The organism is Flagellimonas baculiformis, from assembly GCF_033441575.1.
Taxonomy (GTDB): Bacteria; Bacteroidota; Bacteroidia; order Flavobacteriales; family Flavobacteriaceae; genus Flagellimonas; species Flagellimonas baculiformis.
This window is the reverse complement of record NZ_JAUZVW010000006.1, coordinates 100,265-126,965: the sequence shown is the minus strand read 5'-3', so window position 1 is coordinate 126,965 and position 26,701 is coordinate 100,265. Positions and strand designations below refer to the sequence as shown.

General features: G+C 45.8%; 29 protein-coding genes and 1 pseudogene. 14 read left to right on the top strand and 16 right to left on the bottom strand.

Annotated features, from left to right (window positions below; all coding sequences use genetic code 11):
• Positions 1–118 precede the first annotated feature (118 nt).
• Entirely contained in the window at positions 119–316 is a 198-nt protein-coding gene (locus tag SD450_RS10540) for a hypothetical protein (protein ID WP_318344432.1), read from the top strand.
• 27 nt (positions 317–343) lie between these two features.
• Here SD450_RS10540 and SD450_RS10535 read toward each other — a convergent pair whose 3' ends face one another.
• Together SD450_RS10535 and SD450_RS10530 are read right to left on the bottom strand one after the other, a co-directional pair.
• Positions 344–1,285: a LysR substrate-binding domain-containing protein gene (locus tag SD450_RS10535; protein WP_318344431.1), complete on the bottom strand. Its 942-nt coding sequence runs from the start codon at positions 1,283–1,285 to the stop codon at positions 344–346.
• Positions 1,286–1,408: 123 nt separating this feature from the next.
• The gene (locus SD450_RS10530) at positions 1,409–1,831 is read right to left on the bottom strand and encodes a DUF2141 domain-containing protein (RefSeq protein WP_318344430.1); all 423 of its coding nucleotides are present in this window, start codon (positions 1,829–1,831) and stop codon (positions 1,409–1,411) included.
• A 212-nt stretch (positions 1,832–2,043) separates the two neighbouring features.
• On the opposite strand from SD450_RS10530, the gene SD450_RS10525 reads away from it, so the two are divergent.
• Complete coding sequence (locus SD450_RS10525; RefSeq protein ID WP_318344429.1) at positions 2,044–4,206, top strand: TonB-dependent receptor; 2,163 nt, start codon at positions 2,044–2,046, stop codon at positions 4,204–4,206.
• 1 nt (position 4,207) lies between these two features.
• Here SD450_RS10525 and SD450_RS10520 read toward each other — a convergent pair whose 3' ends face one another.
• A complete protein-coding gene (locus SD450_RS10520) occupies positions 4,208–4,630 on the bottom strand; it encodes a DoxX family protein (protein ID WP_318344428.1) in 423 nt (140 codons plus the stop codon).
• Positions 4,631–4,920: 290 nt separating this feature from the next.
• On the opposite strand from SD450_RS10520, the gene SD450_RS10515 reads away from it, so the two are divergent.
• The gene (locus SD450_RS10515) at positions 4,921–5,562 is read left to right on the top strand and encodes a hypothetical protein (RefSeq protein ID WP_318344427.1); all 642 of its coding nucleotides are present in this window, start codon (positions 4,921–4,923) and stop codon (positions 5,560–5,562) included.
• A gap of 24 nt (positions 5,563–5,586) precedes the next feature.
• On the opposite strand, the gene SD450_RS10510 is transcribed toward SD450_RS10515, so the two are convergent.
• The gene (locus SD450_RS10510; protein WP_318344426.1) at positions 5,587–6,072 is read right to left on the bottom strand and encodes a GNAT family N-acetyltransferase; all 486 of its coding nucleotides are present in this window, start codon (positions 6,070–6,072) and stop codon (positions 5,587–5,589) included.
• 265 nt (positions 6,073–6,337) lie between these two features.
• Between SD450_RS10510 and SD450_RS10505 the strand changes: the two genes are divergently transcribed.
• Positions 6,338–8,137: a PorP/SprF family type IX secretion system membrane protein gene (locus SD450_RS10505; RefSeq protein ID WP_318344425.1), complete on the top strand. Its 1,800-nt coding sequence runs from the start codon at positions 6,338–6,340 to the stop codon at positions 8,135–8,137.
• A gap of 3 nt (positions 8,138–8,140) precedes the next feature.
• Here the strand turns inward: SD450_RS10505 and SD450_RS10500 are convergent, their stop codons facing one another.
• A complete protein-coding gene (locus SD450_RS10500) occupies positions 8,141–8,749 on the bottom strand; it encodes an FMN-binding negative transcriptional regulator (protein WP_318344424.1) in 609 nt (202 codons plus the stop codon).
• Positions 8,750–8,877: 128 nt separating this feature from the next.
• Positions 8,878–9,774, bottom strand: coding sequence for a DUF4382 domain-containing protein (locus SD450_RS10495; RefSeq protein WP_318344423.1), 897 nt, complete (start codon positions 9,772–9,774; stop codon positions 8,878–8,880).
• A gap of 228 nt (positions 9,775–10,002) precedes the next feature.
• Between SD450_RS10495 and SD450_RS10490 the strand changes: the two genes are divergently transcribed.
• From SD450_RS10490 to SD450_RS10460, 7 genes are all read left to right on the top strand, one after another.
• Positions 10,003–10,623 carry a tetratricopeptide repeat protein gene (locus tag SD450_RS10490; RefSeq protein ID WP_318344422.1) on the top strand — a complete coding sequence of 207 codons (621 nt, stop codon included), beginning with the start codon at positions 10,003–10,005 and terminating at the stop codon, positions 10,621–10,623.
• Between the two features lie 6 nt (positions 10,624–10,629).
• Positions 10,630–11,958, top strand: a complete 1,329-nt coding sequence (locus SD450_RS10485) for a 2TM domain-containing protein (protein ID WP_318344421.1) — start codon at positions 10,630–10,632, stop codon at positions 11,956–11,958.
• A gap of 247 nt (positions 11,959–12,205) precedes the next feature.
• Positions 12,206–12,484, top strand: coding sequence for a 2TM domain-containing protein (locus tag SD450_RS10480; protein WP_318344420.1), 279 nt, complete (start codon positions 12,206–12,208; stop codon positions 12,482–12,484).
• A 44-nt stretch (positions 12,485–12,528) separates the two neighbouring features.
• Positions 12,529–12,831, top strand: coding sequence for a 2TM domain-containing protein (locus tag SD450_RS10475; RefSeq protein WP_318344419.1), 303 nt, complete (start codon positions 12,529–12,531; stop codon positions 12,829–12,831).
• Positions 12,832–12,833: 2 nt separating this feature from the next.
• Positions 12,834–13,139: a 2TM domain-containing protein gene (locus SD450_RS10470; protein WP_318344418.1), complete on the top strand. Its 306-nt coding sequence runs from the start codon at positions 12,834–12,836 to the stop codon at positions 13,137–13,139.
• A gap of 2 nt (positions 13,140–13,141) precedes the next feature.
• Complete coding sequence (locus SD450_RS10465; protein ID WP_318344417.1) at positions 13,142–13,474, top strand: 2TM domain-containing protein; 333 nt, start codon at positions 13,142–13,144, stop codon at positions 13,472–13,474.
• Between the two features lie 66 nt (positions 13,475–13,540).
• Positions 13,541–14,296 (top strand): LytR/AlgR family response regulator transcription factor, encoded by a 756-nt coding sequence (locus SD450_RS10460; protein WP_318344416.1) that lies wholly within the window; start codon positions 13,541–13,543, stop codon positions 14,294–14,296.
• Positions 14,297–14,387: 91 nt separating this feature from the next.
• Here the strand turns inward: SD450_RS10460 and SD450_RS10455 are convergent, their stop codons facing one another.
• Positions 14,388–15,578, bottom strand: coding sequence for an LETM1-related biofilm-associated protein (locus SD450_RS10455; RefSeq protein WP_318344415.1), 1,191 nt, complete (start codon positions 15,576–15,578; stop codon positions 14,388–14,390).
• A 364-nt stretch (positions 15,579–15,942) separates the two neighbouring features.
• Here SD450_RS10455 and SD450_RS10450 point away from each other — a divergent pair, with 364 nt between their 5' ends.
• Positions 15,943–17,226, top strand: a complete 1,284-nt coding sequence (locus SD450_RS10450; RefSeq protein ID WP_318344414.1) for a tetratricopeptide repeat protein — start codon at positions 15,943–15,945, stop codon at positions 17,224–17,226.
• Positions 17,227–17,312: 86 nt separating this feature from the next.
• On the opposite strand, the gene SD450_RS10445 is transcribed toward SD450_RS10450, so the two are convergent.
• Positions 17,313–17,855, bottom strand: a complete 543-nt coding sequence (locus tag SD450_RS10445; protein WP_318344413.1) for a mechanosensitive ion channel domain-containing protein — start codon at positions 17,853–17,855, stop codon at positions 17,313–17,315.
• Between SD450_RS10445 and SD450_RS10440 the strand changes: the two are divergent.
• Together SD450_RS10440 and SD450_RS10435 are read left to right on the top strand one after the other, a co-directional pair.
• Positions 17,761–18,894: pseudogene (locus tag SD450_RS10440) on the top strand (CorA family divalent cation transporter); the annotation flags it as partial. The gene SD450_RS10445 and the pseudogene SD450_RS10440 overlap by 95 nt on opposite strands.
• A 158-nt stretch (positions 18,895–19,052) precedes the next feature.
• Complete coding sequence (locus SD450_RS10435; protein ID WP_318344411.1) at positions 19,053–19,700, top strand: OmpW/AlkL family protein; 648 nt, start codon at positions 19,053–19,055, stop codon at positions 19,698–19,700.
• A 73-nt stretch (positions 19,701–19,773) separates the two neighbouring features.
• On the opposite strand, the gene SD450_RS10430 is transcribed toward SD450_RS10435, so the two are convergent.
• The 8 genes from SD450_RS10430 to SD450_RS10395 form a co-directional block, all read right to left on the bottom strand.
• Positions 19,774–20,568: an anti-sigma factor gene (locus SD450_RS10430; RefSeq protein WP_318344410.1), complete on the bottom strand. Its 795-nt coding sequence runs from the start codon at positions 20,566–20,568 to the stop codon at positions 19,774–19,776.
• A gap of 3 nt (positions 20,569–20,571) precedes the next feature.
• Positions 20,572–21,099, bottom strand: coding sequence for an RNA polymerase sigma factor (locus tag SD450_RS10425; protein ID WP_318344409.1), 528 nt, complete (start codon positions 21,097–21,099; stop codon positions 20,572–20,574).
• Positions 21,100–21,139: 40 nt separating this feature from the next.
• Complete coding sequence (locus SD450_RS10420) at positions 21,140–21,442, bottom strand: GNAT family N-acetyltransferase (protein WP_318344408.1); 303 nt, start codon at positions 21,440–21,442, stop codon at positions 21,140–21,142.
• 18 nt (positions 21,443–21,460) lie between these two features.
• Positions 21,461–21,667: a (4Fe-4S)-binding protein gene (locus SD450_RS10415; protein ID WP_318344407.1), complete on the bottom strand. Its 207-nt coding sequence runs from the start codon at positions 21,665–21,667 to the stop codon at positions 21,461–21,463.
• A 175-nt stretch (positions 21,668–21,842) separates the two neighbouring features.
• Positions 21,843–22,427, bottom strand: a complete 585-nt coding sequence (locus SD450_RS10410; protein ID WP_318344406.1) for a superoxide dismutase family protein — start codon at positions 22,425–22,427, stop codon at positions 21,843–21,845.
• Positions 22,428–22,502: 75 nt separating this feature from the next.
• Complete coding sequence (locus SD450_RS10405; protein WP_318344405.1) at positions 22,503–23,195, bottom strand: DUF2490 domain-containing protein; 693 nt, start codon at positions 23,193–23,195, stop codon at positions 22,503–22,505.
• On the bottom strand, positions 23,192–25,114 hold the full coding sequence (locus SD450_RS10400) for a S9 family peptidase (protein WP_318344404.1): 1,923 nt from the start codon (positions 25,112–25,114) through the stop codon (positions 23,192–23,194). Before SD450_RS10400 ends, SD450_RS10405 begins: the two co-directional genes overlap by 4 nt.
• 163 nt (positions 25,115–25,277) lie before the next feature.
• Positions 25,278–26,699 (bottom strand): amidohydrolase family protein, encoded by a 1,422-nt coding sequence (locus tag SD450_RS10395; RefSeq protein ID WP_318344403.1) that lies wholly within the window; start codon positions 26,697–26,699, stop codon positions 25,278–25,280.
• Between the last annotated feature and the right edge of the window lie 2 nt (positions 26,700–26,701).

Below are 26,701 nucleotides of genomic sequence, written 5' to 3'. Positions count from 1 at the left end.
GTGTTTTGCACGTTGTTTTACACGAAGTTATTTATTTTTTAACTGGATTTTTGGTTTTCCAAAAAGGTTTTTTAGCTAATTTAGAGCACAACCAATGACCCAATTTAATCAAATTTCTATGCCAAGAGCTATGTTGGATTACACCAAAATTATCCTTCAAAAGGTAAGTTTTGATGCTAAACTCTTCACCAAGGAATTGAAGAAAGCTATTTCAAGGCTATTGCCCAGTGAAATTGAGGAACTTAAAATCTGGTTGCAATATTATATTGTGGACAAACCAGAGTTGCAACCCACATTACTATTGTTAAAAGCTTAAAACTGGAGCCGCAGAAATGCGGCCCTTTTAATTTTTGGCCAACGGGCTGATGATCTTCACGTCCTGAAAGGTGATGGCACCCCTAACAATACTGGAAATTACATCCCTGAGGGCTTCCGTGATCTGGATTTTCAGTTCGCTCTTGTGGTAGATGAGACTTATTTCCCGTGCAGGGGAAGGGCTTTTGAACGGTTTCAGGCTTTCCTTTTTCTGCTGTCCCAGTTGTAGGGTATTCAAGTAGGGCAACAAGGTCATGCCCATACCCTCATCGGCCAGACTGATCAAGGTCTCGAAGCTTCCACTTTCTATTTTGAAATGTTCCCCGTTCATGTTTTTGGACGCTTTGCACAAATTGATGACCCCGTCCCTAAAGCAGTGTCCGTCCTGTAACAAGAGCACATCGTTCACATCCAAATGGTCCGTGGTCAGTTCGGTTTCATGGGATAATCGGTGACTTTTGGGCACATACCCCACAAAGGGTTCATAATAGAGCGGTCTTTCCTTGATGAACTCAATTTCCAGGGGCGTAGCAGCAATTCCGGCATCCAAATGTCCATCCATGATGTTCTTGATCAGGTTATCGGTGGACTGTTCCTTGATGATGAGGTTCACCTTCGGATATTTTTTGATGAAGGTGTTCAGGAACATGGGCAGCAAGGTGGGCATAACCGTGGGGATGATGCCCAAAGTATAGTCCCCGCCAATGAATCCCTTGTCCTGATCCACAATATCCTTGATGCGCTCCGCTTCCGCTACAATATTTTTGGCTTGAGCCACGATTTTCTTGCCCACCTCGGTGATGGAAATGGGTTTTTTGCTGCGATCAAAAATGAGCACCCCCAACTCATCTTCCAACTTTTGTACCTGCATGCTCAAGGTAGGTTGGGTAACAAAGCTCTTCTCGGCGGCCAAGGTGAAATTCTTATGCTCGGCAACTGCCAATACATACTGAAGTTGGGTGATGGTCATCTAACAATAAATTTGAAATATAAAAGTATAAAAAACCATCAGCATAATCTATAAGAAAAGCCCAGGATTGGGATAGTGCAAAAAGCCTGCTCGAAGCAGGCTTTTTTTAAGTGGAAAGAAATTCTAAAACCGTATGGTCAGCTCCAGGTCCTCTTCCCCGACCTCAAACTTGGACGTTGAAAAATTGGGAGGTCCAAAGGACATATCGTTCCCAGAAGCGCCATAACTCTCCTTGGGCATCCCGTTGGACTCATAATCCATGCGGTTGTTTCCGTTCACATCGTGCATGGCCATGATGGCATAGGTGCCCGGAGTAACATCTGTAAAGGTCAGTACCACTTTTCCATTTTCGATGATGCTTTCAAGGTTTTGGACACCTGGTCCTTTCATGAAGGTCTCTGCCGTATGAAGGCCGGCCATTACCTTTCCTTCGTTGCTGGTCACATTGTCAATGGTAACGGTGATGTTGATGCCGTTTTTTTCTTCTTGTGCTTTGGATATGAGGCTCACCAAGAAAAAGCTCAATACTAGGGTAACAGTTTTCATAAGGATTGTTTTTGATGTTAATGCTGCAGCAAATCTCGGGTAGGCTATGCTTTTTAAAAATTGAGAAACACCGAACTGTCATTTTTCAAGGTTGAATTGTAGTGGAGAGAATGGCATCCCGATCCATCCTGAAAAATCCACAGTTGGGTATTTCCTTTTGGTATGGCAAGCAAGGGTGGGGCAATTTTGCGGCAACAATCAAACGAACAGTCATGAAAAACATTCTTATTGCATTCATCCTATTTTTCAATTTCGGTTTTATGATGGCCCAGACAATGGTATCGGGCACGGTGACCGATGCCAAGAAGAATCCCATCGAGGGGGCCAATGTATATGTGGAGGGCACTTATGATGGCGCATCCACCGACAAGGATGGCCACTTCAGTTTTGAAACCTCGGAAACCGGGACCCAGACCTTGGTGGTTTCCATGTTATCCTATGAATCTCATTACGAGATCGGTGACATTGTTTACTTCAAGGATTTGAAGATCCAGTTGGTAGAGGCCATCAATTCGTTGTCGGGGGTCACCTTGACCGCGGGAACCTTTGAGGCGGGCGATAACTCCAAAGTCTCGGTACTGAAACCATTGGACATTGTGACCACGGCCGGAGCTGCGGGCGACTTTGTGGCCGCACTGCAGACATTGCCGGGAACGACCACCATCAATGAAGATGGCCGTTTGTTCGTTCGTGGGGGAACAGCGGGGGAGACCCAGGTGTTCATCGATGGACTCAGGGTTTTCCAACCGTTCAATGCCACGGCAAACAACATTCCCACCCGGGGCCGGTTTTCCCCTTTTCTTTTTAAAGGGATCACTTTCAGTACGGGAGGGTATTCGGCCGAATACGGACAGGCCTTGTCCAGTGTACTTTTGCTGAATACCACCGATGTGCCCGATCAGGAGAAAACGGATATTTCCATCATGTCCGTAGGGGGAGGATTGGGGCATACCAAAATCTGGGGCGATCAGTCCTTGAGCCTGAACACGTCCTACATTAACTTGGCGCCCTATGAGGCCTTGATCCCTTCCAAAAATGGGACTCGTTGGAACAGTCCTTACGAATCCATTTCCGGGGAAGCGGTATTCAGGAGCAAGGGAAATCGAAGTATGTTCAAGCTCTATACGGGCTTCAACCACGCCAATCTGGATATAGAGCAGGAAGATATCAATTATACTGATTTTGTACGGTTTCAATTGACCAACAATAACCTTTACTTCAACTCTTCGTACAAATATTTTTTTGAGAATAATTGGAGTCTTGTCTCGGGAGCCTCTATTTCTTGGGACACAAATGATCTAAGTTTTGAAGGCAATGGAATTGACACCAAGGAAACGGCCTCCCATATCAAGGTCAAGGCCGGGAAAAACTTCAACAGTCGATTTGGCCTGAGTATGGGGGCAGAGGTTTTCACTTCGGATTTTGAAGAAACCTATACCGATGCGGCGGACGCTATTTTTGACATGGGCTATGACGGCCAACTTTGGGCGGCCTTTGCGGAATCCGATATCTTTTTGAGCAACAGGTTTGCCATGAAGCTTGGAGTAAGGGGAGAGCACAGCACCCTTTTGGATGATTTCAACGTTTCACCGCGGGTATCGCTGGCCTACAAACCAGGGGAGAATGGACAGTTCTCCTTGGCCTATGGCGATTTTTACCAACGGCCCGTTTCAGATGTGGTCAAGTTTGATGGGAGTGTACATTTTGAAAAAGCTTCGCACTATATCCTGAACTACCAATATATAGGCAATGGCAAAACTTTTAGGGCCGAAGCCTATTACAAGGATTATGACAATTTGATGAAATACGATACCGAAATGCCTGGATTTGGCTCTGTTTTTACCAACTCCGGCTCCGGATATGCCGGTGGCTTGGACCTGTTCTGGAGGGACAACAAGAGCATTGAATACCTGGATTATTGGGTCTCCTATTCATACTTGGACACGGAAAGGGACTATCAAAATTTTAGGGAAAGGGCCACACCGAATTTTGCCCCAAAACACAATCTGTCCGTGGTGACCAAATATTGGGTGGACAAGCTCCGCTCTCAGGTCGGGCTTACCTATTCCTTTGGTTCGGGAAGGCCTTATGACAACCCCAATACCCCAGAGTTCATGGCGGAGAAAACCAAATCTTTCAATAACCTGAGCTTCAATTGGGCGTACTTGATTGACCAACAGAAGATCCTCTACTTCTCGGTGAACAATATGTTGGGATTCAACAATATCAACAATTACCAATATGCGGACACGCCCAACATGGATGGGGTCTTTGACAGGCGTGCCATCACTCCGGCAGCAGACAGTTTTTTCTTTGTGGGCTTCTTTTGGACCATCAGTTCAGATGGAAAGAGTAACCAGTTGGATAACCTTTAGGTTATTTTTCCATCTTGAGGTAATAGTCCACCGAATGTTTCCCTGACCCATAGACCATAAAGAAGAGAGAGGCCAACAGGACCAATGTTGCGATGGATAGATTGCCCACATCCATGGTGCCCAGGAAATTGGTGAGCACGGCCCCGAACAGAATGGGTATTTGCGCAATGGCCGCCCAGCGTGTCAAAAGTCCCACAACGATCAATATCCCTCCCACAAAATGTGCCGGGGCAATGTAGTGGAGGATGATCATGCCCCCGGGCATACCTTCAAAGGGTTTCGCCATTTCTGCCATTTCCGCATGATTGGCCATAAATTCAACTCCTTTGATGAAAAGGAAAACTCCCAAGGCTACCCGCAAAAAATCCAGTGGATAATAGGTGTGGGCATTGGCCCATTTGTTCAATTTCTTTACTGTTCCCATGGCTGAAAGGTTTTAAGGTTGAACAGTATTAAGGTACTCATTTTTAGTGAGATGTGAAAGAAAGGTCTCAAACAACCTATTGTTCCAAAACAAGCTTGTGGCTGCGTATCCAATTTCAATGAAGAGGCCGCCATTGGACAATCAGAAAAGCTAACCGTTGCTTCAAATGCCACCTACGTCAATTCAAATACACCATAGGTCAATTACGCCTCTGTTCATTGCTATATTTTTCTACTTTTCAGGGATGGAACCTCAGTATAAAAAGGAGCATTTATTCAATTAGTACTTACATGAAAAGAATTTCTTGTTTGGTTGTTTTGGCATTGCTGGTTTTGGGCTGTTCTGATGACAGAAAATATGTGGGCATTGCCCTTAAAAAAGACCAGAAGGTATATTTGATGCCAACCATTGCGGACAAAGATGTATTGGAGCATCAATTGTCCGAAGACATGATTCCGGGTGTTTCCAACTTTGTACAAATTGTTGAGGATGGTGGTGATTTGTTTGTGGGACCAAGGGACTTTGAAAGGATTTTGAATCTCATCGCCAAGAATTACATAGTGTACGAAAGGAAGGAGAAAACCCACGATGGCTATGTGGCCTTTGGGGAGGATCACGTTTATAACTACTCCATAAAACATGAGAATACCGATAAGATAGGCCAGCAAATAAGCTTGGAAACCATAATGATAAAGAACAATGCATCCGATGACCTACTTGAGATTGTGTGGACAAATTTTCCCCAACCCCAGGCCAAAAAAAACTGTACCGTCAAAAAAATATGGGTAGTGACAAGTCCCTATGAAGGTAAAACTATTGGAAACTATGAAGAAACCGTGTTGATCAATCTCAATGAAATTGTTGATTTCTATGGTAATGGGGTCAGATTGGAACACAACAAAAAGCAAGGGATGTTGTATGTGCTACAGTAATGCACAAAACCCCCATGAGTCAAATCAAAGGTTGTCCAAATGCAGTTCCATCTGGATGTCGCTACGCTCGTAAGGCGAAGAGGCTCCCACCATTTCCTTGAAACCCAGCTTTTGGTATAGGGAAAGAGCGGGTTCGAGTACCCGATTGCTCTCCAGATAGAGTTTTTTGGCCCCCATTTCCTTTGCTTTTTCAATGATGTACTGTCCCAGCAATTTGCCGATTCCCATACCCTGCATATGCTCGGACACACCCATTTTGGCCAGTTCAAAATCATATCCTTCCTTTTGGCTGGGGATGAGTGCGCAGACCCCGACGGCCCTGTTGTCCAAAACCGCCACTGCAATATAGCCGCCCTTGTCCAAAATGTATTCTTTGGGATGGTCAAGCGCGGCATAGTCCATCTTTTCCATCTTGAAATACTTGGTGATCCAAGCCTCATTGAGTGCCTTGAAGGCATCTTTGTGGGCATCAGAATATGGGACTATGGAAAGGGTTTCTGACCTAGACATTTACGTGTAAATCTATGGATCTAAATTAATGGGTTTTTTTACTTTTTTCAGGGTGTTCTTCCAATATTTTGAGGGCTAATACGTTAAATATTCAATTCACCTCACCGTTCAACGAAAAAATTGGCGTTTAGCCGATAATTTACGTAATATTACATTGTAATTAGTAATAAAACTCTTACAAGTTCCCAAATCTTGCTAATGAGACCTAATCAAAAAAACAACCCTGTCCCAAACAGGAAACTTAACCTACAAAATCCAATCGGCTATGGATGTAAAACTACTTTTATTCCCCCAAAAATTTCCCCTACCTAAATGTAAGCGGGTCTTTTATGTTCTGGCAGTCAGCTTGATGATGGGCCAGACAACCGTTGCCCAAGAGAGCAACCCTTATGTGAGCTATGATGTTCCCTTTCAGAACTTATTGAAATTCAATAGGTTTTTGATCAATCCTACCTTTTCGGCAGTGAGGGAGGATAAGTCGTACATCAACCTTTTTCATAGAAGTCAAAGTGCTGATTTTGAAAACAATAGACAGAACTATTTTCTCAGCTACAGCGGAAGGATCAACGATATGATTGGTCTGGGCTTCAGTCTTTATAACCAACAGGAAGGAGTCATTTCCAACTTGGGGGTCATGGCCAATTATTCGCACGGCATCAAACTGGGAAGGGAGAGCAGCCTGACCTTCGGGGTGAACATTCCCTATTATGTGAGTAGTTATGACCCCAGTCGTGCGGTGGCTTTGGAAGAGGACCCCTTGTTGAACGAGGCTTCCCAGAATTCCATCATTTCTTTCCAACCAGGCCTGAACCTGTCCTTGGGCAAGTTTGACTTTGGGGTATTTGCCCAAAACTTGGTGGATTACAACATCAACTCGGGCAAATCTTTGACCGACTTGGGCCAAAAGACCTTCTCCGGTCACATCCAATTCACCCATGAGTTCAAGAATGGCGCCGGAATCTTTGAAGATGGCAGGTTATTGCCTTTGGCAAGGGCCCGTTTTGATGGGGAGGAAGATCCCATTTTTGGAGGCGGAGTCATTCTGGACCTTCCCAAACTGGGTTGGATACAGGGCGGGTACGATCAGTTGTACGGCGCATCGGCCGGAACCGGTTTCAACCTGAACAGACGGCTTTCCTTTGGCTATAATTTTGAAAAGAACATCAGCAACAGTATTGCCAATCTTGGGGTGACGCATGAAATCTCCATTGCCTATTCTTTCGTTCCCACACTTTCCAAAAACACTTTTGTGTCCAATGAGGAAAATCCGGATGGGGAGACCAAGAAGCCAATAGAAGGGACCCTTGTGGCAGATGCCGATAAGAAGGAAACCAAGGAAAAGGATGAGTCAAGGAGCAAGTTGAATGCCCAGACCACCCTAAGGCCCACCAACAAGGAGGATTTGGCATTCTGGGAGGAGCAGATAGCCCAATTGAGGGAGCAGCAGGAGGACAATTATGCCGTCATCAACGAACTGGTCTATCGAATGGACTCCTTGGAGAGGAACAGGGAGCGCGACATGGAAAAGCGTTTTGAAATGGTCATGCGCATCGTGAAAAGGCATACAGGGGACAAAACACCCGAAATTGAAGCAAAGGCACAGCAACTCTACTTGGCCGACAGCGAGGACCTGGATTCCATTTACAGTTCCATGGAAAGTAGGGCGCTGGCCCAAAACTCCAAACCTCGGACCGCTCCAAAAACAGTGGAGAAAGAGAAGGAGGGAACCTTTCATGGAGGGGCCTTCAAGCCCATAGAGAAGTTCATCAACCTGGATGGGGTCGGGCAAGGACATTACATCGTGGCCAATGTTTTCAAAAATGAGAATTACCTAAGGGATTTCATGGGAAAACTCAAGGCCCAAGGTTTGGAGGCGCAATATTTCAAGAATCCGGACAATGGCCTTAATTATGTGTATTTGGCCAAATATGAAGAAAATGAGGATGCCTATGCGGCCTATCGCTCCAAAATGAAGGGGCAATATACTGATGAGCTTTGGATCATGCACGTGGAGAATCCACGTTACTCCAATTGGGCGGATGCCATTTTTCAGGATGTTGAGTAGCCCTTAAGCCTCGTTTTCATCTATTTTTTGGGCTATGGCCCTGCTTCCGGCATCGCGTTCGCCCAGTTCGGAAATGATCTTGGGGTGGTCTTCAACACGCGTCTGCGAAAGTTTGTAGGTGGCCTGGATCTCCGTGATCTGGATCTGGAAGCCCACCACTCCCTTAACCTGTCTCAGGGTTTTGGGGGACATGTCTTTCAGGGAAATGGGGTTTTTGGAGTCCCGTTCGTATTTTTCTACCAACCGGTGCATGGATTGCATGGTCTCCGCTTCACTCAACACCTTCAATTTGCCATAGACATGTACGGCGATGTAGTTCCACGTGGGGACTTCCTCTTCCTTGTACCATGAGGAGGAAACATAGGCGTGCGGCCCGTTGAAGATACAGAGCACCTCCGCTTCTTCATCAAAACTCTTCCATTGGGGATTGGCCTTCGCGATGTGTCCGACCAAAATATCATGCCCATTTTCATCCGTTTCCAGTTCCAAGGGAATATGGGTGCCCCAAGGTCTGTTGTCCACAATGTTGATGAGGATGCCAAAACTGTTGTGGGCCAAGAAATCCTTGATCTCTGCAATGTCGCTGTTTTGATAGTGGGGCGGGGTGTACATCTATTTTAGGGATTGTTTTCTTTCTGCTAAAATAGAAATACCTCTCCAGTTTGAATTGCAAATGGTGGATTGAAATAAAAAAAAAGCGGGGCATTTGCCCCGCTTTGAACTATGTTCAGGATAAGGAATCAGTTTCCTTCTTCAACAACTTCAGCTTCCAGAAGGAAATCTTGCATTGTTTTGTTGGCAGCCACAATCTCTACCTCCAATGTATCGCTTGTCACGTATCCATTGATGGAGGAGAATACCTTATAGGTGCCAGCCTCCAGTCCCATAATGGCATATGCGCCATCGACATTGGTAGCTCCAGAGGTGACGGGTTCTTCATTGGTGTCCAGAACAGAAATCTGTGCGTTTTCCAAAGGAACCGTTGTTTCACCGTCCATTGTGGCCACAATTCCGCTCAAGGTACCTGCAGTGGATAGATTGCTGGCCTTGATCACGGGTTTAAAGTTGAACCCGGTGATGCCATCCACACTGTTGATGCTTCCCTTGGCAACAAAGGATCGACTAACATCGAAATCAAGTAGTAGATCACTGCTCAGACCTCCCGCAACGGTCAGTCCTGGGTCTATGAAGATTTTGATGCCAGTTTGCTCGCCACTGGGAACAGTAAGGTCGAAGCTTCTTTCATCGGTCAGGACCACGTTCACACCTCTTACATATACCCTGACAAGGTCATACGTGCCGACCGGTACTTCCACATCGGCCAATTCTTCTGTGACACCATTGGTGAGGTCCAAAAGGTTCACAGTAATTTCTTCTTCCATAAGGGTGACAAAAGAGGACTCACTATCATCGTCGTCCATTTCATCGTCATCATCATCGCCTGCCAATCTTGCATCTACCTTAAAGATGGTAACATTCGCTTCGGCGACCAAATCAAATGGAAAAGGGGCATCTGTTAACTGAATACTCAATCTGCCAGTGGCATCACCATTGTTTCCATTGTTGTCGTCATCAGAGCAACCAATGAACATCAAAAAAGCCAAGCTAAATACAATAGAAAAGATCTTTGTTCTCATAATATGGGGTTTGTTAAACATATGTTATATACGGAGGGGAATGGGAAATCGATGTCCGTTGCTGGGTTTTTCGATGAAATGCAATCTTCCAAAAACAGTTCATCCCCAAAAAAATACAGTTCGGTAAACCTTCTTTTCCATACAGGTTTGGCTGATGCACTTTTGTGGCACGATAATCACAAATAATCAATAATGGATACCCGATACGGGAATCAAAAAACGACAGTCATGAGAAAACTAACTTCTTTATTTGTATTTCTAACCATTTTAACGGCCAGCGCGCAGGACCGATACACCCAAGGAATGGAAAAGGCCTTCCAATTGTGGGAGAGCGGAAAAACGGGGGAGGCCTCCAATCTCTTTGAGCGGATAGCCACCGCAGAACCCGACAATTGGTTGCCCTATTATTATGCTTCACAGGTCAACACGGTCATCTCTTTTGGCGAAAAGGATGAGAAAAAGTTGACCGTGCAGTTGGAAAAGGCCAAGGAATTCTTGGACGTGGCAAAGGCCATATCGCCGGACAACCCGGAGATCCTGATTCAGGAGGCGCTCATCAATACGGCGTGGATCGCTTTTGATGGTGCCACCTACGGGATGACGCTGTCCCAAAAGAATGTCCAACTGTACCAAACGGCAATGGAATTGGCCCCGGACAACCCTAGGGTCATCCTGTCAAAGGCCGAATGGGACATGGGTGCGGCCCGCTATTTTGGAAAGGATACGGCCCCCTATTGCAAGGATGTGGAAAAGGCGTTGGAACTTTTTGCTACCTTTAAATCCGAAACCCCGTTTTACCCTTCTTGGGGCAAGGAAAGGGCAGAGGAGGTTTTGGCAAGTTGTAAATAAGATCGGATGAAACTCTTTTTCAGGGAACTTTTCAAATCCATTTTAGTGGGGATGGCCATTTATGTGGTCCTCCTCATTATCTATTTTGTGAATGGATGGGATTTTAGTGCAGGGCAACTTTGGGACGATTTTTTGGAGACCATGCTCTTTTCCATCATCATCTACCTCTGCAATGCTACTTCCTTCATCCTTTTGATGCGGAAATACGACAAGGAACTGTTCACCCGCAAGTATATCGGTTATGGATTGGCGGGGAACGTAGCGGCCTCCATCTTTGGTATTTTTCTTTCCCGATTGGCATTGCAGGTGTTGGTCCAAAAAGTTCCGCTGGATCAATTCCTCTTGGGGGAACGCCCACAATACTATTTCACATCCTTCTTGATTTCCATGGTCGTGGCAAGCCTGTTCTATGCTGCCTACTACTACAAATACTACAAAGAGAAGCAGGTTAAGGAACAAAAGATCATTGCGGGCACGGCCTCGGCACGTTTTGATGCGCTCAAGAACCAATTGGACCCCCATTTCTTGTTCAATAGCCTCAATGTGCTCACAAGTTTAATAGAGGAAGACCCCGTACAGGCCCAAAAGTTCACCACATCGCTTTCCAAAGTGTACCGATATGTTCTGGAGCAGAAGAACAAGGATTTGGTGACGGTGGATGAAGAGCTGAGTTTTGCCAAGACCTATGTGGGGCTGCTGAAGATGCGTTTTGAGGACAGTATTGTCTTTGATATTCCTGAAAAGTGCTCTGTGCCCGATGCGAAAATCGTCCCATTGTCATTACAGCTCCTTTTGGAAAATGCGGTAAAGCACAATGTGGTCAAGGCCTCCAGGCCGTTGCACATCAAGGTGTACGAAAAGGGATCTATGTTGGTGGTGAGCAACAACCTTCAGGAAAAACAAGTGGTGAACAAAAGCAGCGGGGTGGGGTTGCAGAACATCAAGCAACGCTACAACATTTTGAGCGACCGCGGGGTGGTCATCAACAAAACGGTGTCGGACTTCAGTGTGGAATTGCCCATGCTGACACAGGAATTCTCCGTGGTCGAGACCCAGCAAAGCTATATTGAGGAAAAACGCTACATCAAGGCCAAGGAACGGGTAAAGGCCATCAAGGACTTTTATGGAAACCTGACCGCATACTGCATCGTGATCCCCTTTCTGTGGTGGCTCAACTCCAGGACGACGGATTTCCTCTGGGCCATCTTCCCGACCTTGGGGTGGGGCTTTGGTGTGCTGATGCACGGCATGGAAGCCTTTGGCTATAACCCGCTTTGGGGCAAGCGATGGGAGGAGCGAAAAATCAGGGAACTCATGGAAAAGGATGATTTTTGATGGAGGGTCTGGGCTGAGGTAATTTTCAAGCTCAAGCTCAAGTTCAGGTCCAAGTTCAAGCTCAAACTCAAGCTCGTTTCTTCCAATTTTGTATATACCCCAAACCCTAAACCCTAAACCCTAAACCCTAAACCCTAAACCCTAAACCCCACAATTCATCCCCCAAAAACAACAGTTCAAGAAACTACTTTTTCCCTGCTCACAGTGTATTGCGAATTTTACAGTGTAATCAAAAAACAATCGAACAATGGAAGATGTAAAACAATACAGTTACGACAGGGCCAAGAGGCGAGTGGAGGACCTCAAATCCTTTTACTACAGTTTGGTGGGCTTTTGCCTGGTAATCCCTTTTTTGTGGTGGCTCAACTCCAGAACAACGGATTTTCTCTGGGCCATTTTTCCAACAGTAGGCTGGGGAATAGGGCTTGTGAGCCTATGGATGACCTCCCACGGCTACAACCCCATTTTTGGAAAAGAATGGGAAGAGCGTAAGATCAAGGAATTCATGGACAACAAAGAATTTTAACAATGAGTATATTTAACTGTCACATTCCGTTAAAAAACAACACTATGGAAAATTTTGACAAACAGAGCAAATACATCAGGGCCAAGGAAAGGGTGGACGAACTTAAAAAGTTCTATGGCAACGTTTTCTCCTATGTTGTGGTGATATCCGGGCTGGCACTGGTCAACTACCTCACCACCGGATTTGGATACATGTGGTTTCTTTGGGCCGCATTTGGCTGGGGCATCGGAATCATTTTCCACGCCCTGAAGACCTTCAATCTCAACCCATTTTTTGGAAAACAATGGGAACAGCGTAAGATCGAGGAATTTATGAACGAAGATGACGAAACCAAAAAATGGAATTGATCATGGAAGATATCAAAACAGACAAGTACAAACGCGCCAAGAAGCGGGTAGAGGAACTCAAGGGGTTTTATATCCACTTGGCCATCTATGTGGTGATCAATGCGTTTATTTTGGTGAATGTGTATCTTAGAACGGACGATTTTTGGCAATGGCCCCATTTCGTCACCCTGTTCTCTTGGGGATTGGGTATGGCGTTCCACGGTGTGTATGTGTTTGGTTTCAATCCGTTGCTCGGTAAAAATTGGGAACAGCGCATGATCCAGAAGTACATGGACGAGGACAAAAAAGAAATGGACAAATACAAATGACCATGGACCAAAACGGAACAAGCCTTGAAAGGGCCAACAAGCGGATCAAGGAGCTGAAGGGCTTTTACAGGCACATACTGATCTTTGTCGTGGTGAATGGGTTTTTGCTCCTGCTCCAAAGCGGGCTGTTGCATCCCTTCATGCCGGAAGGTTTCCCGGCAGAACCTTATTATTTTGATTGGGTCAATGGAAACATTGCCACATGGGGACTTATATTGGTCGTGCACGCCATAATTGTGTATCGCTGGAAATTCTCGTTCTTCAAAAGATGGGAGGAACGTCAGATCCAGAAATATATGGAAGAGGACAAAAACGAAATGGACAGGTATAGATGAGCGGGCCTTGCTCCCAATGAATAAATAGAAAGATTTCAAAAACCTTACAACCAAAACCGAACGAAAATGAACGTGATCATCATTGAGGATGAAAAACCGGCCGCAAGAAGGTTGGCCAGATTATTGGCAGACTTGGACCTGGAAGTTTCCACCATGTTGCATTCGGTGGATGAATCCATTGAGTGGTTCCAAAACAACCCCCACCCCGATCTTATCTTTTTGGATATCCAATTGTCCGATGGTCTTTCCTTCGAGATTTTTGATGTGGTCGATGTGAAAAGTGCCATCATTTTCACCACCGCTTATGATGAATATGCGCTTCAGGCATTCAAGCTGAACAGCATCGATTATTTATTGAAGCCCATAGATGATGAAGAGCTGGAAAGTGCCGTGAAAAAGTACAAGAATTTCAAGCCGGAAAGCAGGAAGATTTCTGTCGATTTCAACGACATTAAAAACCTATTGGTGAACCCCCTCGAACGGGAATACAAAAAACGGTTTACCGTGAAAGTGGGGCAGCACCTCAAGATCATCAATGCCGATGAGGTGGAATGTTTTTATAGTGAGAACAAGGGTACCTATGCGGCCACTTCGGACGGTAGAAATTATCTTTTGGACACCACTTTGGAGCAGTTGGAGGAGGAGCTCTCGCCAAAAGTTTTTTTCCGGATAAGCCGCAAGTTTTATGTCAATATCAACCACATCGGAGACATCATTTCCTATACCAATTCAAGGCTCCAGATCAAGTTGAAGCGCTTCAATGAGCAAGAAATCATCGTGAGCAGGGAGCGGGTGAAGGACTTCAAGTTATGGTTGGAATAATATGGTATAAAAATTTGATTACCAAAAAATTGAATATATTTAAAAAGTCACTATAAATTTTCCTTATAGTGGCTTTTTTACTGAAAAAAGGTCAATTTTCATCAATCCTGTTGTCATCAAAAGCAGAGGGGAGCAACTTGGGAATCAGCTTGATGAAAATGGGCAAAAGAACCGCTCCACCGGGCAGCATAAAAATGGCCAATGACGGAATACTTTTAAAAATATCCACCAACTGCTCCTGCACTTTTTTCTTCTCTTCCTCACTCAGATCCTTGATGGTGGATTTGGACAAAAGTGATACCAGTTCCCGACTTTGGGCCAACTCTTTTTTGAGCCTTTTGCTGTTCCTCAAAATAAGTTTGCTCACATTTTTTGACATCCCTTCGTAGAACTGTACGGCCAAATTTTTGTCGTTTAGATAAGGAACTTTTTCCCTGTTCCTTTCAAAGAAATGTTTGACAAATTCCAGCTCCAATTTTACCGCTTCGTCGGACTTGCCCAAGTCCTTTCCAAGTCCAAAAATGTAATCGGATTCTGTGTAGTCAAGTGACTTGTCTTCCCAAATCGTCAAGCAGGCCATGTCCAAAAAATAATCCTTTTCAAACTGGGAGAAATTATTGTCCAGAAGGTCGAGATAGGAACCGTCGAATTTCGTTTCACCAAGATTGACATAGGTGAGGGAAGAGGCCAAAAGTTGGATGAGCTTGGCATCGTTGGCATTGGTCTCTTTGGAATTGAGGGCGTGGTAGGCAATGTTGATGGTGACGTATTCCAGAAGTTGCGCATGCCTTTTTACATTGGCCTTCCCATTCAGATAGACCATAAAGATGAGCACATCCACATAGAGCAAGGAGTTGGTTAGGCTGTTCCCAAAGGCACGGTTGAAGGCGTTGCCCCCCAAATATATCCGGGAGTCGATGAGTTTTTCAAGCTGCGACTCGGTTTTGGAACCGCTGAGTATTTTATTGAGGAACGATATCCGGCCTACGTCCAAGGATTGGTAATATTCAAAAACCGTATTGACAAAATCGGTAAAGTCCGTCTTTCCTTTTTCAAAAGTATAGGTATAGTAAAGGGCGGTGAGCAGGTTGATCTTGGCAATCTCGTCCTCGCTCAAGGCATGCTCCACCTCAATAAAAGGAGCGATGTCCAAGTGGACCCCATAAACGAACCCATTCTTCTTGAGCTCCAGGTACAGGCTATCGAAATCGGAAAAACCTGCGTTCTCTTTGTTGGCAAGATGACCAAACTTGTTGATCCATCCAGAAGCAGAAGGGTTCATTCATGCATGGTTTGAGCCCCAAAGTAAAACAAATTATGGGAATTTTCAGATAGAAGGGCGAAGAGAGACATTAAAAATCCGTTAAGATTTTTTTAACATTTCCGTTCCAAACCCACTTCCACGAGGTTACGTAGGTATTGGTACAGAAAACAGGAAACGCATGCAAAATCAATAAGATCAAAATACAAAAAGGCTCTGCCTATCATGATATTCGGTGGTATCTATATGGATGGCCATCAACAGCAAGACAGGGTTGATATCACTGATTTACAACTTTCCCTTGATTGGGAAATCCTGAGTAATTGCTATGAAAAGGAGGGGGAGGGAGAAATCCCTTCCCTTTTATAAAAAACAACAACACAATATGGAAACAACCACTAAGTATCTCTCTCTGTTTTTCTTGGGTCTGCTCTTTTTTTCTTGCATCCAGGAGAAAGGGTTCAAGACAAACAGGCAGGACTATGACCCATTTTTGACGGCAAAACCGATGAAGACCACATCCAAAGATATTCAGGTCTGGGACCACCAAATCATGCAGGACAGCACACAATTGGAAAGTTTGGGAAATGTGGCCGATGAATATACCCGTCTGTTTCAGGAAACAGGGGACATCAAGCATTTGAAGAGTGCGGAGCAGTCCTTGAAAAAAGCAGTGGAGATGGCGAATGTTGAAAAAGCGGAATATCTGAGGGCTTTGGCGAAAAACTATATTTCGCAGCACCGCTTCAAGGAAGCATTGGAGTTGGCAAGCCAAGCGGTGAAAATAAAGGGCGGTGTCAATGACACCCAAAATCTCTTGTTCGATATCCATATGGAACTGGGCAATTATGGACAGGCGCAAATGTACTTGGACAGTATCCGGAACCTGTCGGATTTTGGATACCTGGTCCGTGTGGCCAAATGGAACGATCATAAAGGGGATGCGCAAGCGGCGATCCATTGTATGGAAATGGCAAGGGAGAAGGCGGAATCCTCCAAGGACAACAATCAGTTGCTCTTGTCCTACACCAACCTGGCCGATCTGTACGGACATGCGGGGCGCATTGAGGAATCTTATCAGTTCTATTTGAAAGCGTTACAGATAGACCCCCAAAATGCCGATGCAAAAAGAGGAATCGCATGGATTGTGTATTCCCACGAACGAAATGGCGAAGAGGCCCTTCGGATATTGGATTCCATCATCAAGGGAAATAAATCTCCTGAATACCATCTGCTGAAAGCGGAAATAGCCTCCTACACGAACGATGAGACACTTCGGATACAGTCTCTGGACAATTATTACAAGGGGGTGATGCAGGAAGACTATGGGCAGATGTACAACGCCCATAACGTGGGGTTCTATCTGGATATGGACGTCATGGACAGGGCATTGCAGTTGGCCAAACAGGAAGTGAGGAACAGGCCCACTCCGGAAACCTATGGTTGGCTGGCCTATAGCCTGCTGAAACGGGGAGAAAAGGAACAGGCGTTGGAATTGGTGGAAAACTATGTCGATGGACAAACCTTTGAACCTGAAATTTTGTTCTGCGTTGCTGAAATATATAAGGCAAACGGACACAAAAAGAAAGTCAAGGAAATCAAAAAAGAACTGTTGGGCGCCGTCTATGAATTGGGCCCATTGAAAGAATCGGGAATAGTGAGCCTATAAGGTATTTAAAATTTGCAACGAGTGGTTTCCAAGTTTGGACTTGGTTGTTGTTTTCAAGGGTGTTCGGCTTAGCTGGGCGCCCTTGATCAATTTTCGATGATCTCCTCCTCATCGGAAGTTTCCTCGATATCCTTTAGGATCTCTATCCCTTTTTGGATGACAAGGTTGGTGGGTATGGTCAACCTTCTCCCATCATCCGTGCGCATGAACAGGTAAAAACCACTGATGTCCTCCACGCGTCCGGTCCAGTCAAAATCCTTGTCCATGACCCTGATCCGGTCGCCCAATCGCAAGGGATGGCTAAAGAACAAGATCACACTGGCGGTCAAATTGGACAGTATGGACCACTGGGCCACAAAACCCACGCCCAAAATGGCGAGCACAGAGGACAGGAAAAGGGAAAAATCCTTCAGGTTGACGCCCCATATCAACGAAATCCCCACAAAGGCCAATAGGTAAAAAATCAAATTGCTAAGGTAGAAAATGATCTTCCGGCTGTTCATGTCGATGGAACTGCTCTTCCCGAACCTTCTAATGCCCCTTTTGGTGAAAGAGTTCAGTAACAATATGAGGGCCAGTAGGATAACCGTGAACAGAAGCTCGGTTTTAAAAGACATTGGGTCTATCATGGGGTGTTCTTGCTATTTTTGGATTAACTTATGCTCTAAACTACAAATAACCCATTTCACTTGCATCACAATGGAGACAGAATTTGAAAAAAATACATGGGTGATCAATTACTCCCTGGACAACTATGATAACCATCAATTCTCCCTGCAGGACGATATCCTACTCTCCAAAGGAGATAAGTCCATCACTTGGGTGAATACCTATGGTCTGGAATATATGGACGAGTTCAGGAAGATGGTGCTGGAAAATAATCTGGACGACTTTCTGTTACGGCTTCTCTTGAACCAAAAAATGGGCAACAAGGTGATCGAACTGGAGGAACAACTCTTTGTGGCGGCCAGGATCGTGAAGACGGAACATGATAGTTTGGAGTCCGAGCAGATGTTCTTTGTGGTGGCCAAGGATTTCATTTGGTGCATTCAGGAAAAAAGAGGCGACCATTTTGATTGGATCCGTCAACGGATCTTTGAGAACAAGGGAATCATCCGAAAAAAACGTGCGGACTATCTGTTGTTCTTCATTTTGGAAACCTTGATCACCAATTACAAGGACAAATACGAGGAAATTGTTTTGATGGAGAATACCTTGGATGTCATCCTAAAGCAGGAACCGACCCCTCAGTTCATGTTCGAGGTGGAGCAGAAGAAAGCCATGATCAACGAGTTCAAAAAGGCGTCCCTTGGACTTCGGGACATCATCATCAAACTGGAAAGAGTGGAGATGAAAGGGTTCCACAACAAGTATTTCAGCGAACTCAGGGAGCAGATCAATGGTTTGACCAACGATATCGATTCGGATATCCACGAGCTGGAGAGCCAGATCAACCTGTTTTTCAGTATCCAGGGGCACAGGTTGAACGAGGTGATGAAGACCCTGACCATTTTTTCGGTCATTTTCATACCCCTTACCTTTTTGGCCGGGATCTATGGGATGAATTTTGAAAACATTCCGGAGCTCCGATGGGCCAACGGCTACTTCATCCTTTTGGGGCTGATGCTGGTCATCACCATTGTTTCCATCATTATCTTTAAGCGAAAAAAATGGTTCTAAAGCCATAGGTTTTTTTAAATTCTTTCTTGGATCTTCTCGCCATTTCCCAGAGGGATATGCTGTCTGTTGTTCATATCCAATGACAAACATCATATATCTGCAGGGTCTCTAGGGCTAGTTTTGTCCCATCTTTAAATAACAGTACAATGAGAAAGACAATACTTTTTGCAGTGGCGGCATTGATGGGATTTTCAAACTTTGTAATGTCCCAAGACTCACCCTCGGGTGATTTTGGCAAATGGCAGTTTCGGTTGAGGGGCATTGTGGTGGCTCCGGACGAAGGTGCGGAGATTGAGGCCATAGGTGGGGACGTTTCCATTTCCACCGCTGTTGTTCCCGAATTTGACATTACCTACTTTTTTACTGAAAACTGGTCGGCGGAACTCATTTTGGGAACCACGAAGCATGATGTTGAGGCTGTTGGCACGGCTGCTGGGGATATCGATTTGGGCAGTGTCTGGCTTTTGCCGCCCACTTTGACCGGACAATACCATTTTACAGGGGGCGACTTTGTCCCTTATTTGGGTGCCGGGGTAAACCTCACTCTTTTTTACGGTGTGGATGAAGGACCTGTGGCCAATGATGTGGAATATGACACCGCTGTGGGTTTTGCACTGCAAGGCGGTTTCGATTTTATGCTGAACGACAAGTGGTTCTTGAACCTAGACATCAAAAAACTCTTTTTGAATACTACGGCCACAGTCGATGCCACCACGGCTTTGGGTGCCACTGTGGATGCTGATGTGGACATTGACCCCTGGATCTTTGGATTTGGAGTGGGCCTTAAACTATAGTTGGATTATCACGCTTTTTTTTAGGTTTGGAAGCAGTCCGGATTTTTTGGGCTGCTTTCTTTTTTGGGCAACTTTACCTGCCCACGGTTCCCAAGGTGTACAATTGTTCCAAGGTAGGGGATTCGCTTCCGCCCTCAGGCTCCAAAGTGATCCCGAATGCCTCGGACTCGTTGACGTTTTCCAACGTGAAGAGCTTGTCACCGGTAGTGGCAAAATCATCCAAAAGTCCTATGCTGGTAGGGGTGAGGGGGTCCAGTTTCAAGGACCAGACCTGATAGGTGAATCCCGTTGGGGGTTCCGGTAATCCCTGTGCGTCGATGACCACCTTGTTCTCGGACTTGTCCCAATACGCCTTGGCATAGGATTCCGGTGAAACAGCTTGACCACCTAGGGCAATCATGGTAACGTCTTGGTCTCTCAGCATTTCCAAGAATGTTTCTTGTCGGGCAGCTTCCTCCTTGATATTGGATAACGTTTCTTCCAAATCCTGTTTTTCTTGGTTCGAGACCTCTATTTCCGATTTCAGATTGTTGTTTTCGGTATAGACCCACAACAGACCGGCTGCCAGCAACAAAGAGGCGGCCCAGCCCAGATAGCTGCTCCAAGAGGTCTTCTTTTTGGATGTGGGCGGAACAAATGTGATCACATCATCCAGTTCGGCCTCGATTTTTTTGAAACCATCTGTGGGCAAACCAGGGGAAGTGGTACGGGAGAGTTTCAGAATGGCGGCCTCAATGGCCTCAATTTCCATCTTTATCTCTGGATATTGTTCCGCATACCGATGTACCTCCAAGTTTTGTTCCGGGGTAAGTGCCCCCGCAACATAGAGTTCCAAAATACCTGACGCTATGTACTTTTCAACTTCCATGACTTATGCCATATTCTTCCGTATCTCGGAAATACAGCTCCTAATACGTGTTTTTATGGTACCCACAGGCGTTTTGAGGTGCTCTGCGGCTTCCTTTTGTGTATATCCTTTGAAATAAAGCAAGTCTATCAGCAAGATGCATTTATCCTTCAGTCCTTTCAATAGGGACATCAGGCCAATGGTATCCACTTTATCGTTCAGATCCTCACTGTTTTCATAGATACCTACGAGAGATTCAACAGAGAGGTTTTTCTTTTGATTTTTATGGCTTTTTGAGCGCAGTTCATCGATCGCGGCATTTCTGGCGATGTTCAATATCCATGTAAAAAAGCGTCCTTTGGAGGTGTCGTATTGGTCGGATTTGGTCCAGATCTTGACAAACACATCCTGGCAAAGTTCCTGTGAGCGTTCAGGATTTTTGAGGATGACATTGATGGCCCCACATAGATTTTCCGCATACATATTGTACAGTGCTTCAAAAGCAGCTCTATCCTTATTTTGAAATCGTTCTATGAGGTTGTCCAATTGCATAGCCTATGGCTAAAGATATGAAAAGTAAGTGATGTCCAAGTTATCCGATGTTGATTCCTTTCATCACCAATACTTTCCATTCGGGGTGCCTTTGGAGGTACTTGGCCACAAAGGGGCATAAGGGGATCAGGGTCCAATCCTGTTCCTTGATATGTTCCAAGGTCTGTTTGATGAGTTCCGATCCAATGCCTTGTCCTTCATAACCTTCGGGAACTTCGGTATGGGTAAGGTATATTTTTTCCTGCGCTTTGATGTATTCGATTTTTGCAATGTCGCCATTCTCCAGTTCAAACTGGAACCGTTTGGCGGCCTCGTTGTCCACGAGTTGGTGTTTCTTTTCCATACAGTGTTGGTGGGTTTGTCAGTGATAGCTCAGCGCACCCGATGGGCATTTTGAGATTTGGTGTTTCAGTTCGTCGGTGGTGGCGTTTTCAACTTTTATCCACGGTCTTTCTTTGGGGTTATAGACCTTGGGCAACAGTTTCACGCATACTCCTGCATGTTGGCATAGTTCGGGCTTCCACACTACCGATATTTCCCCATTGGGGTATTCTTTTACATTGTCCATGGTCCGGTGCTTTTAAGTGAACAAAAAAAGAGGCTGTCTAAAAAGCTGGTTCTCTGTCAGTTTGAGCGCAGTCGAGAACTTAAAACATATTGATAGTCAATTGGTTTCGACTGCGCTCAACCTGACAAAATCAAAATTTTGCTGCTTTTTAGACAGCCTCTTTATCTGTCATTTGTTATTGGATAATGCCTGCACAGGAAATCCTGGCCCCGGCATCACCGCTGGGTTGGGAAGTGTAATCATCCACTCCTTGGTGCACGATCACTGCCTTGCCCAAAATGTCCTTGGTCTCATCATCGCAGCCAATGCACCATTCATCGGTAGCAAAATCCACGGTGGCGTTGCCCTCCGCATCGGCCACAAAATTACCGATGTCACCTTTGTGGTAGCCATCCTCGGCTCCCCACTTGCCATGTGGCTGAAAGGTGGGGTTCCAGTGCCCTCCGGTGGATTTTCCATCCGCAGAGGAACAATCCGCTTTTTCGTGCAGGTGTATGGCGTGTTCGCCTTCCGAAAGACCGCTGAATGTGGCTTTCATCGCCACTTTACCGTTTTCCTCGGTAAAGGTGGCCTCGCCAGTTACATTGCTGTCACTCTTGGGCTCCATTTGAAAACTTATGCTCTTCGGCTCTTCCTTGACTACTTCTTCCACCGTTTCCTCGGCTTCCAAAGTGGTTTCTTCCGCTTCTTTTTTTGTTTGTTTGCAGCTAAAGGACATGACCAGTATCAGTCCCAATGCTATTGTTTGTAATTTCTTCATTGTAAGAATTTTTAGGTTCATCACTAAGTTACTCATTATTTAGGGAGCTGTCAATTATTTTGCCCATAGTATTTCTTAGGGTTTCTTTTTCTTGAAAAGACCTCTTAGATCGGGATTGTAGAACACGGCAATCTGCAAACGGTCAAACACTGCATTGGGAAACTGGTTGCGAAGGTATCCCAATTGCACACTGCTGTTCTCCGTGACATGGACCCCTACGGCTGCATAGAGTCGGTTCTGCCCAAAAAGGTCATCCTGAAGGTTGATGAACACTTCATCGTAAAAGTTCAGGAAGAAGGTATTGGTAAGGGGCAAGGTCATCTGCAGGCGATAACGGGCCCTGTGCTGTGTGTCCGTGGCATCGCCAAAATTCAAAAAACGCTGTTCCAAGCGGTAGCGGTGCTCAAAAAGAAACTCCCAGACCTTATTCTTTAGAATAAACTGTTCAAAAATCCGGTGCTCTATGCTGTTGACCTCACCCGGTATTTCCCCAAAGGAATTGTCGGTATCGATATAGCCATACCCGAAGGTGGCAATGGCATTGGGGTCGATATGGTAATTGAGCCCTGTCCGCAATAGCAATTGGTTAAAATTGCTGGTGGTCTCATAATAGCGTGCCTGCGCCTCCGTGTGTATGCTGAACTTTTCCGAAACCTTGTTGGTGCCGAAGTACATGTACCAAGCTCCCCACTCATCCTCTCCAGGCTGTTGGGCATTTGAAACCATCGATACAAACAATACGAAAAGGGGCCATACTTTTTTGATCATAAACTTCCATCTTTAATAGCTGTATCCTGTTCTTCTTTTTTCAGGTACACATCCAAAAACTCCAATATTTTGCTATATGCTTCTATTTGATTCTCTTTTTTCACGAATCCATGCCCTTCGTCCTCAAAGAGCACATACTCCACGGGCACGCCATTTTTTCGGACCCCGGCCACTATTTCATCGGATTCGACCTGGAGCACCCTTGGGTCTTGGGAACCTTGGAGCACAATGAGCGGTTTGGTCACCTTGTCCGTGTGGAAAAGCGGGGAAATCTGCTTCAACCGAACGGAATCCGCACTGTAGGGATCTCCCAATTCCTTGTAGAGGGCATCTTTGAAGGATTCCCACCATGGCGGAATGCTTTTCAGGGTCCTCATCCAGTTGGTCACCCCGAACAGGTTCACGCCCACATCAAACTCTTCCGGTGCATAGGTGAGGGCCGCCATGGTCATGTAACCGCCATAGGATCCGCCGATGATACCGATTTTCTCGCCATCGATGCCCGGTTGTTGGGCCAGCCAATTTTTGCCCTCCACACAATCCTTGAGGTCTTTGTCGCCATGGTTGAGGTCGTCCATTTGGTAGAACGTTTTTCCATATCCACTGCTTCCACGGTTGTTCACGGCCAATACGGCATAGCCATGGTTGACCAAATACTGGATGAAGGCACTGAAGTTTTGGCGCGATTGCCCGCCCGGACCACCGTGTACCCAAACCAAAGCTGGGACCGGGTTTTCTTCGGAAGCTTGATGGGGTTTGTAATAGATGGCCGGAATTTCCACCCCATCAAAGGATTTGTAACGGATCACCTCTGCTTTGACGAGGTCCCGCCCCTGTATTTCAGGATTGAGGACATTCGTAAGCTGTTTCTGTTCCTTGGTCTCCAAGTTGTACACATAGAGGTTGGAGGGGGTATGCGAGCCACCTGCATAGAAGCGCATCAGCTTTTCATCATCGGAAAAGGCCACACTGGTGACCTCCATGTTCTCAATCTTGGGAAGTTCTATGTTTTTTCCCGTGGCCACTTCCATCACCTCGATGGTGTTTTTGGCGTCCTCGTTGATGTAGGTTACCTGATATGTGCCGTTATCCGTAAAACCCATTCCGACAATGTCCCAATCCCGTGCCATGGCCTTTTCATAGGAACCATCGTCCAGTTTGTACTTCATCAAATAGGAAAATTCACTGCCATCATCGGTGGTGTAGTAGAAAGCACTGCCATCGGGCGAGAAATCCTGTCCGCTGTTGCCACTCTGGTTTTTGTTGATCTTGACAAGTTCCTTGGTTTCCAGATTGTACAGGAACAGGTCACTGTCGTTGGTGTTGATGGATTTGCTGAGTGCCACATATTTTTCATCGGGTGAAATGACATTGATGTCATACCCATCGTCGTTTTGATAGATCAGTGTAGGGGTCATGGTCTCCAAATCCATCTCATAGAGGTCCATGAACCGATTGTCCCTTTTGTTGGAGGCATAGAAAAAGGAGGCGTCGTCGGTTGCCCAATCGTAGAACAATGACCGTGCGCCTTCATCCGGGGTCAGGTCTTTGTGATTGCCATCCGTCTCCCGCATATAGATGTGGTAGATCTCATCGCCATTGTTGTCCATTCGGAACAGCATTCGCTCATCTTTTGGAAAATAGGAAATGGAAAACACGGACGAACTGTCGGATTGGGTCACGGGCATCATATCCCCGCCCGAAGTTGGGATGGTGTACATGTTGTAGATACCGGAACGGTTGCTCGAAATCAGCAATTTACTGTTGTCAGGGGAGAAACTTCCTCCGCCGATGGCCTCATTGTCCATCATCTGGGCAATGGTGTAGGTCTGCATGGTTTCCGCTATGGACGGTTCTTTCTTTTCTTCCTTGCAGGCCCAGACCAGGGACACAAGGGCAATCATCATGATTTTTTTCATTTTGCTTCAGTTGATTTTGTTGGAAAAAAGGAAAATTGACCTGAAAATATCAGTATGGGGGAGCGTGGTTCTCATTCTACGGGTTGTTTAAGCCGTCTAAAGATACCAAAAACACCGACCAGATTTCTTAAAAACATGTTAACGGAGTCCCGATCACAGGTGGTCAATCCATCACGGCGCTGTCCAAAAGCTGCTGTAACTGCTCTTTGGAAAATACTTGGGTCCCTTTGACTACCGAATACAGTTTTTGGGTCTGGGTGATGTCTTCCAACGGATTTCCTTCCAAAATGACTATATCGGAGACTTTTCCTTCGGAAATGCCACCATAATCTTCGGTCTGTTTCAAAAATTGGGGGCCATGGTAGGCGGAGGTACGCAAGGCATCCAATGGGGAAATACCATTGGCCACCATGGCTTCAAGTTCCTTGTGCAGGGAAACCCCAGGATAAACATAGGAGTTGAAGGCACCACAATCCGAGCCTGCCAACATGGACACACCGGCCGTATTGAGGGATTTGGCCAATTCCCCGAAAAAAGTGTCCAGCTGTTTTCGGTTCTCCCGTGCTTCCTTGGAGGCATTCAGGGCACCTCTAATCCTTCCTTCATAGGTTTTGATGATGCCTTTGCCCATGTATTTCAAGTAAGGGTCGTCGGAATGGTCCACTTCAGCCAAATAACTCAAGGTCTTTCCAATATGGAGGGTAGGCACCACAAAAACATCGTTCTCTTTCAACTGGGTGAATGTCTTTTGAGCGGTACTGTCCGCGTAGGCACCCATAAGGGCGGGCATGGCACTCCAAAAGCCCATTTCGCCGTTTTTCAATTTTTCGGTGACCTCCACCTCGTTGCTGGCGCATCCCTTCATGATGTAGTACAGGTGCTCGATGCCGTCCATCCCAGCTTCGATGGTCTCGTCCAAGGTTACGGTAAAAGGCATGTGCCCTGATACGACCAGACCTCTCTCTTCGGCCCCTGCTATGGATTTGAGGTAGTTTTCCGCAGAAATCCTGCTGTCGTAGAGTTTTACAAAATCCACTTGCAATTTTTCCAAGGAATCCAAGGCATTTTCCACATCTTCCCCAGATTCGACCTCCAGGGAACCTGCCCAAGTGGAATTGGGACCGTCAATTTTGGGGCCAGCGGTGAAAATGGTGGGGCCTATGAGTTTTTCTTCAGCAATCTGCGATTTCCAATCCATAACGGAAGGGGTAAGGTCGCCCCCGGCATCACGCACTGTGGTGATACCATTGGCAATGAAGAGTTTTAAGAAGTTCTTGTTGTTGGCAATCAGTGAATCACCGCCCCTCAAATGGATATGGTTGTCCCAAAAACCGGGCAATACGTATTTTCCTGTGGCATCGATGGTGGAATCTGCTTCAAAGGTCTGCCCGCTTTTGGCCGTTTTGATGGCTTTGATTTTGCCGTTCAAAATGTAAATGTCCTGCAGCTCGACTTTTCCCGTTTCCAGATGGATGACATTGGCATTGGTGATGGCCAGGTCCACTTTTTCCTTGGTCTCGGTCTGGCAGGCGGTCAATAATAGGGTCAAAAGGGCAAAACAATAAGGGATGGGGTTGGTTTTCATGG

Coding starts and splice junctions, on each gene's coding strand:
- SD450_RS10470 (WP_318344418.1), top strand. CDS start 12,834: ATGGAAGATATCAAAACAGACAAGTACAAACGCGCCAAGAAGCGGGTA.
- SD450_RS10460 (WP_318344416.1), top strand. CDS start 13,541: ATGAACGTGATCATCATTGAGGATGAAAAACCGGCCGCAAGAAGGTTG.
- SD450_RS10450 (WP_318344414.1), top strand. CDS start 15,943: ATGGAAACAACCACTAAGTATCTCTCTCTGTTTTTCTTGGGTCTGCTC.
- SD450_RS10515 (WP_318344427.1), top strand. CDS start 4,921: ATGAAAAGAATTTCTTGTTTGGTTGTTTTGGCATTGCTGGTTTTGGGC.
- SD450_RS10495 (WP_318344423.1), bottom strand. CDS start 9,774: ATGAGAACAAAGATCTTTTCTATTGTATTTAGCTTGGCTTTTTTGATG.
- SD450_RS10425 (WP_318344409.1), bottom strand. CDS start 21,099: ATGCAATTGGACAACCTCATAGAACGATTTCAAAATAAGGATAGAGCT.
- SD450_RS10430 (WP_318344410.1), bottom strand. CDS start 20,568: ATGGAAGTTGAAAAGTACATAGCGTCAGGTATTTTGGAACTCTATGTT.
- SD450_RS10500 (WP_318344424.1), bottom strand. CDS start 8,749: ATGTACACCCCGCCCCACTATCAAAACAGCGACATTGCAGAGATCAAG.
- SD450_RS10410 (WP_318344406.1), bottom strand. CDS start 22,427: ATGAAGAAATTACAAACAATAGCATTGGGACTGATACTGGTCATGTCC.
- SD450_RS10395 (WP_318344403.1), bottom strand. CDS start 26,699: ATGAAAACCAACCCCATCCCTTATTGTTTTGCCCTTTTGACCCTATTA.
- SD450_RS10465 (WP_318344417.1), top strand. CDS start 13,142: ATGGACCAAAACGGAACAAGCCTTGAAAGGGCCAACAAGCGGATCAAG.
- SD450_RS10490 (WP_318344422.1), top strand. CDS start 10,003: ATGAGAAAACTAACTTCTTTATTTGTATTTCTAACCATTTTAACGGCC.
- SD450_RS10525 (WP_318344429.1), top strand. CDS start 2,044: ATGAAAAACATTCTTATTGCATTCATCCTATTTTTCAATTTCGGTTTT.
- SD450_RS10485 (WP_318344421.1), top strand. CDS start 10,630: ATGAAACTCTTTTTCAGGGAACTTTTCAAATCCATTTTAGTGGGGATG.
- SD450_RS10530 (WP_318344430.1), bottom strand. CDS start 1,831: ATGAAAACTGTTACCCTAGTATTGAGCTTTTTCTTGGTGAGCCTCATA.
- SD450_RS10510 (WP_318344426.1), bottom strand. CDS start 6,072: ATGTCTAGGTCAGAAACCCTTTCCATAGTCCCATATTCTGATGCCCAC.
- SD450_RS10535 (WP_318344431.1), bottom strand. CDS start 1,285: ATGACCATCACCCAACTTCAGTATGTATTGGCAGTTGCCGAGCATAAG.
- SD450_RS10405 (WP_318344405.1), bottom strand. CDS start 23,195: ATGATCAAAAAAGTATGGCCCCTTTTCGTATTGTTTGTATCGATGGTT.
- SD450_RS10435 (WP_318344411.1), top strand. CDS start 19,053: ATGAGAAAGACAATACTTTTTGCAGTGGCGGCATTGATGGGATTTTCA.
- SD450_RS10475 (WP_318344419.1), top strand. CDS start 12,529: ATGGAAAATTTTGACAAACAGAGCAAATACATCAGGGCCAAGGAAAGG.
- SD450_RS10420 (WP_318344408.1), bottom strand. CDS start 21,442: ATGGAAAAGAAACACCAACTCGTGGACAACGAGGCCGCCAAACGGTTC.
- SD450_RS10455 (WP_318344415.1), bottom strand. CDS start 15,578: ATGAACCCTTCTGCTTCTGGATGGATCAACAAGTTTGGTCATCTTGCC.
- SD450_RS10415 (WP_318344407.1), bottom strand. CDS start 21,667: ATGGACAATGTAAAAGAATACCCCAATGGGGAAATATCGGTAGTGTGG.
- SD450_RS10520 (WP_318344428.1), bottom strand. CDS start 4,630: ATGGGAACAGTAAAGAAATTGAACAAATGGGCCAATGCCCACACCTAT.
- SD450_RS10400 (WP_318344404.1), bottom strand. CDS start 25,114: ATGAAAAAAATCATGATGATTGCCCTTGTGTCCCTGGTCTGGGCCTGC.
- SD450_RS10540 (WP_318344432.1), top strand. CDS start 119: ATGCCAAGAGCTATGTTGGATTACACCAAAATTATCCTTCAAAAGGTA.
- SD450_RS10445 (WP_318344413.1), bottom strand. CDS start 17,855: ATGATAGACCCAATGTCTTTTAAAACCGAGCTTCTGTTCACGGTTATC.
- SD450_RS10505 (WP_318344425.1), top strand. CDS start 6,338: ATGGATGTAAAACTACTTTTATTCCCCCAAAAATTTCCCCTACCTAAA.
- SD450_RS10480 (WP_318344420.1), top strand. CDS start 12,206: ATGGAAGATGTAAAACAATACAGTTACGACAGGGCCAAGAGGCGAGTG.